We start from the raw sequence: 9,491 nt of genomic DNA, 5'->3' as shown, positions 1-9,491 counted from the left end.
TTGCCAACGATCCCAGATATCTGACTTCTGTTTGTCCGTGAAGAATATGCGGCGACGATACTTCATGATGATCACTCCATCTCTCTCAAAAGATTAAAGTGTTGCATCGACCCGTTGAAACCGCCGCCCATAACAGACTTTGCCCTAATGCCCGGAGCAAGGCGCATCGCGCCGCCGGGCAGCGCCCGACCGCCCCATGGGCGGGCGCTTTTGCAGTGTTGAACTCCAAAGAAATCGTTGGAAGTTAGGTGCAAGATAAAGCGTCAGTTGCGACCGGATGTACGCCCACCCGCGGTCAGGCGCCGCCCGGCATTCAACGGCGGCTTCGTCCGCATAGCAGAGCAACATGCGATGTGGACAGACCCTTTATGGTCCGGGAGCGTGGGTTTCACCCACCCTACGGATTTGGAGAGCGCCCGTGTCACAGAGGCGGGTTCATGTGGTGGCGTGTTCGAAGCCTTCGTCGATGGCGCTACGAAGTTTGCGTTCCAGCGCCTGGCGTTTGGCTTCGGAGTGGAATTTCAGGCCGAACATATCCTTGACGTAGAAGGTATCGACCACCTGTTCACCAAAGGTCGCGATCACGGCGCTGGCGATATAGACATTGGCCGCGGCCAGCGTGCGGGTCAGGTCATAGAGCAGGGCCGGGCGATCACGGGTGTCGACCTCGATGATCGTGTAGATCTCCGAGCCGTCATTATCAAAGGTGATATGCGTCGGCACCTTGAAGGCGCGTTCGCGTTTCTTGAGCTTGTCGCGCGATTTGATCGCGTCGCGCGCCACCACCTGACCCAGAAGCGTCTTGTGGATCATCTGGCGCAACCGCGGCAGGCGGCTTGATTCAAACGGGTGGCCATCGGCATCCTGAATCCAGAACACCGCCGTGGCAAACCCGTCCTTGGACGTATAGGTGCGGGCATCGACCACATTGGCGCCGACAAGGGCCAGGGCGCCGGCAAGGCGCGAGAATATGCCCGGATGATCGGCAAGCGCAAAGCATGCGCGGGTGGCATCGCGATCCTCGTCGATGGCCAGATCAATGGCGATATCATCCTCGTGCAGCCCGCGCAGAAGCCGGGCAAAGACCTCGTGGGCGGTGACATGCAAGCCCTGCCAATAGGGCGGATAGTGGCGGCTTGTCTCGACCTTGAGATCCTTGGCGTCCCAGCCGCTCAGCGCCTCGCGCAGGTTGCGCTTGGCATCCGAGCCGCGCTGTTCGCGGTTGAGATCCTCTAGCCCGCCTTCCATGGCGCGGCGGGTCTGGCGATAAAGCGCGCGCAGCAAAGAGGCCTTCCAGTTGTTCCAGGTGCCAGGCCCCACGCCGCGGATGTCGCAAACCGTCAGCAAAAGCAACAGGTCAAGCCGCTCGCGGGTCTGCACCGCCTTGGCAAAGTCGCGCACCGTGCGCGGGTCGGCAATATCGCGTTTCTGGGCCATGTCCGACATCAGGAGGTGATAGCGCACCAGCCATTCCACCGTGTCGACCTCTTTCGGCTTCAGCCCCAAACGCGGCGCCACCTTGCGCGCAATCTTGGCACCGAGGATCGAGTGATCCTCATCCCGCCCCTTGCCGATATCATGCAGCAAAAGCGCCACGTAAAGCACCCGGCGATTGAGGCCCTCTTTCAGGATCGTCGAGGATACCGGCAGTTCCTCGATCAATTCGCTGCGCTCGATCTGGGCGAGGTGGCTGATGCATTGGATGATATGTTCGTCGACCGTGTAGTGATGATACATGTTGAACTGCATCATCGCGACGATCGGCTCGAATTCGGGCAGGAACGCCGACAGCACGCCAAGCTCGTTCATCCGGCGCAGCGCGCGTTCCGGGTTGCCATGCTTGAGCAGGAGATCAAGGAAAAGCTTGGGTGCGCGCGCATCGTTGCGCATCTTGTCGTTGATCAGGTTCAGGTTGGCGGTGACCAGAAGCATCGCGTCGGGATGGATCAAAAGCCCGGTGCGCAGCGCCTCTTCAAACAGCCGCAACAGGTTGAGCGGATCGGACAGAAACGCCGCATCATCGACAATCGCAAGACGGCCATGCACCTCGGTATAGCCATCCTTGAGCTTTTTGCGGCGGCGGAACAGGCGCTGCAACAATGGCTCTGACTTGATCTGCGTCGCTTCAAGCTTGGTCAGGAAAATCCGCGTCAGATCGCCGACAGAGGTGGCGTGGCGGAAGTATTCCTGCATGAACACCTCGACCCCGCGCCGCCCGGCGGCATCGGCATATCCCATGCGCTCGGCAACCTCGACCTGCATGTCAAAGGTCAGCTGGTCATTGGGCCGCTTGGTGATCAGATGCAGATGACAGCGCACCGCCCAAAGAAAATTTTCGGCCTTGGCGAAGGTGTTGAATTCATCGTCGGTGAACATGCCAAGCGCCACAAGTTCGCTGACATCGGTGACCCGGTGCAGGTATTTGGCGATCCAGAACAGCGATTGCAGATCGCGCAATCCGCCCTTGCCCTCTTTGACGTTCGGCTCGACCATATACCGCTCGCCCTGCTTTTCGTGGCGCGCGTCGCGTTCGGCAAGCTTGGCTTCGGTAAAGTCACGTTCGGTGCCTTTGAAAAGCTCGTCCCAGAGGCGGCGGTTAAGGTCTTCGGCGAGCTTGGCATCGCCCGCCAGGTGGCGGTTTTCCAACAGGGCGGTGCGGATCGTGTAATCCTCGGCCCCAAGACGCAGACAATCGCGGATCGTGCGGCTTGCATGGCCGACCTTGAGGCGCAGATCCCACAGGACATAGAGCATCGATTCGATCACGCTCTCGGCCCAGGGGGTGATCTTGTAGGGCGTCAGGAACAGCAGATCGACATCCGATTGCGGTGCCATCTCGCCGCGCCCGTAACCACCGACGGCAAAGACCGCAAGGCGCTCGGCCTCGGTCGGGTTGGGCAGCGGGTGCATCACGCGGGTGGCGATATCAAGCACCGTCAGGATCACGCAATCGGTCAGCCAGCAATAGCCGCGGGTGACCGGGCGGGCCGCAAACGGATGCTCGGCAAAGCCCGCCGCAATCGCCTCGCGGCCACGTTTCATTTCGCCGCCAAGCACCTCGACGACGGCGCCGCGCAGCGCCGTCATGTCGCCGCCAGTCTCGCTTACGGCTTGTTTGAGCCGCGCTTGGACTGCGCTGATGTCAAAGATATCGTCGGCCGGACAGATAAGATCGTCCCGGCGGGTGATGGTCTGTGTCATGCTGTGGTTGTTTGACCCCCGTCAAAACCCTGTGACATCAAAACCCTGCGCCGCCAAAGCTTTGCGGGGCCGGTGACAGGATGACGACCTGTTTGTTGCGGATTGTGGCCACGGCAAGACCGCGTTCGTTGCTGCCATCCGAGCGCAGGCGGAAAACCCCGTTCACGCCCTGAAACCCGGCCGATTGGGTGAGTGCATTGCGCCCCATTGCATCACGCTGGTTGGATTTGGCAAGCGCGCCGATGGCGGCAATGCCGTCATAGGCAAGCCCGGCAATCGGGTGTGGGACATTGCCGTTCGCGCTTTGAAAACGGCTGTTGAACTGGGCGGTGCGCTGTGGATCGGGGAGCGCAAACCAGCCGCCCTGAACCCCCGGAAGGTCAAGCGTCTGGCGCGGGGTATCCCAGCGGGCGAGGCCGATATACTGCATCTTGTCGGGGCCAAGTCCGGATTCGGGAAGCATCTGTGAAAACAGCGGCAGCGCGCCGGCGGTGTTGGCGGTCATAAAGATCGCGTCGGCGGAATTGGTCTGTGCGGCGGTGCGAATGGCAGGGATGGCGCTGACCACGCCTTCTTGCGAGAATTCATAGCCGATGCTGCCTGCAAGGGTCGCGCCGTTGTCGCGCACGGCCTGTTCGATGGCTGCGCGGCCAATCTGACCTGCAAGGTTGTTGGAATAGACCGCCATGATCCGCGACTTGCCCTGACGAGTGGCGAAACTGGCAAGCCGGTTCGCCGTGGTCTGAAAGGTCTGTCCCAGAATGAAAAGATTGCCGCCGGCAATGGTCGGATTGTTGGAAAACGTCAGAACGTTGACGTTCTTGTCGGCCACGGCAACCGCCACGGCATTGGCCGATTCGGCATGCAGAGGACCGACGATGATGCGCGCGCCATCGGCCACGGCGTTGAGGGCGGCGGTTTGTGCCTGCACCGGCTGACCGGCTGTGCCATAAACCCGCAGGTCGATCTTGACGCCCGCCAGATCAGACACCGCAAGGCGTGCCGCGCTTTCCAGATCACGCGCCAATTGCTGCTCCTGCGGGCTCGCAGAGCCATGCGGCACCAAAAGCGCCACGGCAATCGGGGCGCCTGGTGTCGTGGGTGCGCTACCGGTGTTGGCGAGCGATACAGGTTGACAGGCGGCCAGCCAGAGGGCAGCGAAGACCACAAAGAGGCGGGTGAATGGCTTGCGGACAACGGTTAAAACGGCGAACATGATATGGTCTCACTCCCTTTTTGCGCTTTGCCAGAGGCCAGACGCGATTGCGGACGATAATAAACGTCAGAGAGGGCGGGTCCAGTGGTGAATCTTAACAAGCAAAAACTGGCCCCCGGCCTGTACCTGATCGCGACACCGATCGGCACCGCGCGCGACATCACGCTGCGCGCGCTGGATATTCTGTCTTCGGCGGATGTGATCACCGCCGAAGACACCAGAAGCCTTCGGCATTTGATGGAAATTCACGGCGTGCCGATCGGCGACCGCCCGCTCTGGGCCTATCACGATCACAACGGCGAACGCATGCGCCCGCGCATCCTTGCGGCAATGGCCGAGGGCAAGTCGGTGGTCTATGCCTCTGAGGCGGGTACGCCGATGGTGGCTGATCCCGGCTTTGATCTTGGGCGTGCGGCGGTGGCCGAAGGCTATGATCTTATCTCGGCGCCGGGGCCGTCTGCGGTGATCACGGCGCTGACGCTGGCGGGATTGCCGACCGACCGGTTCTTGTTCGCGGGGTTCTTGCCGAATGCCTCGGGGCGGCGCAAAACCGTGATGGGCGAGTTGGCAGAGGTGCCCGCGACGCTGGTGTTTTACGAATCGCCCAAGCGGGTGGCGGCAATGCTGCGCGATGCGGCGCTTGTTTTGGGCGGTGCGCGCGAGGCGGCAATGTGCCGGGAGTTGACCAAAAAGTTCGAAGAGGTCCGGCGCGGCACGCTTGACGAACTCGCCGCGAGCTGTGCCGCTAGCCCGCCCAAAGGCGAAATCGTGGTGATCATTGATCGCAAGCGTTCAACAGATGTTAGCGAAGAGGATCTAGACTTGGCCCTTGGCAAGGCGCTTGAGCGGTTGTCGGTGCGCGACGCCGCCGATGCGGTCACCGCCGAGCTTGGTCTGCCCCGGCGGCAGGTCTATCAACGTGCGCTCCAACTGGCGGGCGACGATTAGGGGTTTGGCGTGAAAGGGCGCGGGACAATTGGATCAGGGCAAGGGTGATCATACCAAGGCCTCTGTCGCAGTGCTGCGTCAAGAGAAAGGCCAACGCGCCTATCTTTCGGGACAGGCCGCCGAAGCTGGCGTGATCCGCGCCTACGCCGCGCGCGGCGTGGCGGTCCTGCACAGTCGTTGGCGCGGGCAGGGCGGCGAAATCGACCTTATCCTGCGCGACGCCGAGGTTTACGTGTTTTGCGAGGTCAAAAAAGCCGCGACGATTGATCTCGCCATGGCACGGCTGCGCCCGGCACAGGCCCGCCGCATTGTCGAGGCGGCGGCGGAATATCTTGGCCAGACCCCCGAGGGACAGCTTGCCTCGGTGCGCTTTGATCTTGCGGCGGTCGACGGATCGGGCGCGGTCGAGATCGTCGAGAACGCCTTTGGTCATTTCTGAATTGCACCTTTGCCGCCCATGCCGCATGTAAGTGGCAGACCTGAACAAAGGGGCAAAGTATGAAAATCGCGTTTCAGATGGATCCGATCGGGCCGATCAATATCAACGGCGACAGCACGTTCCGCCTTGCCGAAGAGGCGCAGGCGCGCGGGCACGAGCTTTTTTATTACACACCGGATAACCTTGCCTATGACGAGGGGCGCATCATGGCGCGCGGCTGGCCGCTTAGCGTTCAGCGGGTTCAGGGCGACCATTTCCGTCTTGGGGAAGAGGCGACGGTTGATCTGGCTGATTTCGATGTGGTCTGGCTCCGCCAAGACCCGCCGTTTGACATGTTCTATATCACCACGACCCACATCCTTGATCGCCTGAGCCCCGGCACCCTGGTGGTCAACGATCCGTTCTGGGTGCGCAACTATCCCGAAAAGCTCTTGATTCTGGACTTTCCCCAGTTGATGCCGCCGACGGCGATCGCCCGCGATCTGGCCACGATCCGTGCCTTTCGCGCGCGCCACGGCGATGTCATTCTCAAGCCGCTTTACGGTAACGGCGGCGCCGGGGTGTTTCACCTGCCGGAATCTGATCGCAACCTCTCCAGCCTGCACGAGCTCTTCACCGGCTTTAGCCGCGAACCGCTGATCGTGCAGAAATACCTGCCCGAGATCAAACATGGCGACAAGCGCATCATTCTGGTCGATGGCGAGCCGGTGGGCGCGATCAACCGCGTTCCGGCCGAGGGCGAGACTCGGTCAAACATGCACGTCGGCGGGCGCCCCGAAAAAGTAGAGCTGACTGAGCGTGATCTTGAAATCTGCGCCACCATCGGCCCGCTTTTACGCGAAAAAGGCCAAGTCTTTGTGGGCATCGACGTGATTGGCAACTATCTGACCGAAATCAACGTGACCTCGCCCACCGGTATTCAGGAGCTTGAGCGTTTTGACGGCGTGAACATCGCCGCAAAAATCTGGGAGGTGATCGAGGCCAAGCGCGCATGAGCCTGATCTGCCCGGTTCTGAACCTCTGGCTCAGGATCACGGAAAAGCCGCATCTGGCGCACACGGCAGCGCCGGTCGATCTGCGCAAAAGCTTTGAGAGGAAGGCACGGCTGTTTTTTCGTGCGCCGCGCGGCACGGTGTTTCGCGAAGATGTTCTGGTGCATGAGGGCAAAGAGGTGCCTGTGCAATGGGCGATTGCGCCCGGCACGGCGGCGGGGCCGGTGCTTTTGTATTTCCACGGCGGCGGCTATGTTTTCGGCTCGTCCAAAACCCATCGCGCGATGCTGGCGCGCTTGTCGGCGCTTTGCGGTTTGCCCGCCTGTTTGCCCGACTATCGGCTTGCGCCAGAGCATGTTTTTCCGGCCGCCGTCGAGGACGCCTTGACGGCATACCGCGCGATCGCCGACCATCCCGGCGGCGTTATCCTTGGCGGGGACAGTGCGGGGGGCGGCCTTGCGCTTGCGCTATTGGGCGAAATCACGCGCTTGGGTTTGGCGCGGCCGCTTGGGTGTTTTGCCTTTTCGCCGCTGACCGATCTGACGTTTTCCGGCGAAAGCCTTGTGCAAAATGCCAAGGCCGATGTGGTCTTGCCCGCGTCGCGTGCGCCCGAAATGGGGCGGCGGTATTTGGCGGGGGCGGATGCGGATGATCCGCGCGCTTCGCCATTGAATGCGGATTTCAAAGGGGCGCCGCCGGTCTGGCTTGCGGTCGGGAGCACCGAGATATTGCTTGATGATACCCGCCGCATGGCGGCCCGGCTTGATGCGGATGGCGTGGCGGTTGACTGTAGGGTTGAACATGACCTGCCGCATGTCTGGCCTTTGTTTCAGGGGCTTTTGCCCGAGGCAATGGTGACCCTGCGCCAGGTGGCGGGGTGGATCAAAGCTCTTTCATCCCGGCCAGACGAAAGCTGACGGCCTCGGCCACATGTGGGTGCTGCACGGATTGCGAGCCATCGAGATCGGCAATCGTGCGCGCCACCCGAAGCACCCGGTGATAACCGCGCGCCGAGAGGCCAAAGCGTTCGGCGACGCGGTTGATCAGGGTGCGCCCCTCGGCATCGGGGCTGGCGATCTCCTCAAGCACCTGACCCTCGGCATCGGCATTAAGCCGCATGTCGGGATGATCGGCAAAGCGCGAGGCCTGAACCTCTCGGGCGGTATCAACCCGTGCGGCCACAGCCGCAGAGGCATCCCCCGAGGCCGGCAGGTCGAGATCGCGAAAGGCCACCGGCGGCACCTCGACGCGCAAATCAAAGCGATCCATCAGAGGGCCGGAAATCCGCCCCATGTAATCCTCGCCACAGACCGGCGCGCGTGAACAGGCGCGGGCGGGATCGCTCAGGTGGCCGCATTTACAGGGGTTTGCGGCTGCAACCAGCATGAAGCGACAGGGGTATTTCACATGGGCATTGGCCCGCGCGACCATGACCTCGCCGCTTTCGATGGGTTGGCGCAGGGTTTCAAGAACGCCACGGGGGAATTCGGGGAACTCATCCATGAACAGAACGCCATTATGCGCAAGGCTGATTTCGCCAGGGCTGGCGCGACGACCGCCGCCGACAATGGCAGCCATGGAGGCGGTATGATGGGGCTCGCGAAATGGGCGCGTGCGGCTGATGCCGCCCTCACTCAGCAGACCGGCCAGAGAGTGGATCATCGAAGTTTCAAGCGCCTCGGTCGGGGTCAGCGGCGGCAGGATGCCGGGCAGGCGCGCAGCCAGCATGGATTTGCCTGATCCGGGCGAGCCGACCATCATCAGGTGATGGCGCCCCGCCGCAGCAATCTCAAGCGCGCGCTTGGCCCGCTCCTGACCTTTGACATCGCGCAGATCACGCCCGGCGAGGGGGGCGGTCACTTCGCCAGGCTCAGACGCGACAATCGGCGCCTGGCCGGTATAGTGGCGCACCACGTCTGCCAGGTTGGCGGCGCCGATCACCTGAACGCTTCCAACCCATGCGGCCTCGGGGCCCGACGCCTTGGGGCAGAGCAGCATGCGGCCCTCTTCGGCGGCGGCCATGGCGGCAGGCAAAGCGCCGAGTACGGCGATCAGCGAGCCGTCAAGCGACAGTTCGCCCAGGGCCATGGTACCCTCGGCGGCGTCTTTCGGGATGATTTCCAGCGCGGCAAGCAGGGCGAGCGCGATTGGCAGGTCGAAATGGCTGCCCTCTTTCGGCATATCGGCAGGCGAGAGGTTGATGGTGATGCGTTTGGAGGGCAGGGCAATCGCCATTGACGACAGCGCCGTGCGCACCCGGTCGCGCGCCTCGGAGACGGCCTTGTCGGGCAGGCCGACCAGAGAAAAGGCGGGCAGGCCGGGGGTAACGGCGCATTGCACCTCGACCGGTTTGGCCTCGACGCCCTCAAAAGCCACCGTATAGGCGCGTGCGACCATGCCATTCCCCGATCCTGCGTTTAAACATGGTTAATGCCTAGCGCGCAGGTGGTTTAAGAATGGTTAACGGCGCAAGGGGGCGCTGCCCCCCCCCTAAGAATATTCGGCGAATTTTCTTAGGTGTTCAGTATCCACGCCGTGGAGCAAACCCTCCGACTTCCAGTCGGACCTGCTTCAGCGTGAAAGAATCGCTTTATGATCGTACCCTCAGAAAAATGAGCCGCAGCCGGGTCGGAGGCTCATTTTTCTGAGGGTACGATCATGCAATATGACACCGGCAAACACTGCGTTTTCTATC

At 61.9% G+C, this 9,491-nt stretch carries 7 protein-coding genes; 4 read left to right on the top strand and 3 right to left on the bottom strand.

The features are described from left to right. Positions 1–435: 435 nt before the first annotated feature. On the bottom strand, positions 436–3,201 hold the full coding sequence (locus tag ROG8370_RS18975; protein ID WP_085828707.1) for a [protein-PII] uridylyltransferase: 2,766 nt from the start codon (positions 3,199–3,201) through the stop codon (positions 436–438). 37 nt (positions 3,202–3,238) lie between these two features. Then, the gene (locus ROG8370_RS18970; RefSeq protein WP_085828706.1) at positions 3,239–4,417 is read right to left on the bottom strand and encodes a penicillin-binding protein activator; all 1,179 of its coding nucleotides are present in this window, start codon (positions 4,415–4,417) and stop codon (positions 3,239–3,241) included. A gap of 87 nt (positions 4,418–4,504) precedes the next feature. On the opposite strand from ROG8370_RS18970, the gene rsmI reads away from it, so the two are divergent. Genes rsmI through ROG8370_RS18950 form a run of 4 tightly spaced genes read left to right on the top strand, consistent with a single transcriptional unit; the run spans position 4,505 to position 7,713 of the window. Continuing rightward, positions 4,505–5,365: a 16S rRNA (cytidine(1402)-2'-O)-methyltransferase gene (rsmI, locus tag ROG8370_RS18965; protein ID WP_085828708.1), complete on the top strand. Its 861-nt coding sequence runs from the start codon at positions 4,505–4,507 to the stop codon at positions 5,363–5,365. Between the two features lie 28 nt (positions 5,366–5,393). Then, entirely contained in the window at positions 5,394–5,804 is a 411-nt protein-coding gene (locus ROG8370_RS18960; protein WP_085828705.1) for a YraN family protein, read from the top strand. Positions 5,805–5,863: 59 nt separating this feature from the next. Continuing rightward, positions 5,864–6,799: a glutathione synthase gene (gshB, locus tag ROG8370_RS18955; RefSeq protein ID WP_085828704.1), complete on the top strand. Its 936-nt coding sequence runs from the start codon at positions 5,864–5,866 to the stop codon at positions 6,797–6,799. Beyond that, a complete protein-coding gene (locus tag ROG8370_RS18950; protein ID WP_085828703.1) occupies positions 6,796–7,713 on the top strand; it encodes an alpha/beta hydrolase in 918 nt (305 codons plus the stop codon). The genes gshB and ROG8370_RS18950 overlap by 4 nt, the downstream gene beginning before the upstream one ends. Here ROG8370_RS18950 and ROG8370_RS18945 read toward each other — a convergent pair. After that, on the bottom strand, positions 7,679–9,193 hold the full coding sequence (locus tag ROG8370_RS18945; RefSeq protein WP_085828702.1) for a YifB family Mg chelatase-like AAA ATPase: 1,515 nt from the start codon (positions 9,191–9,193) through the stop codon (positions 7,679–7,681). The two genes, ROG8370_RS18950 and ROG8370_RS18945, sit on opposite strands and share 35 nt — an antisense overlap. Between the last annotated feature and the right edge of the window lie 298 nt (positions 9,194–9,491).

The organism is Roseovarius gaetbuli (assembly GCF_900172365.1).
In the GTDB taxonomy this organism is placed as follows: domain Bacteria; phylum Pseudomonadota; class Alphaproteobacteria; order Rhodobacterales; family Rhodobacteraceae; genus Roseovarius; species Roseovarius gaetbuli.
This window is presented reverse-complemented; position numbering and strand designations above follow the sequence as displayed.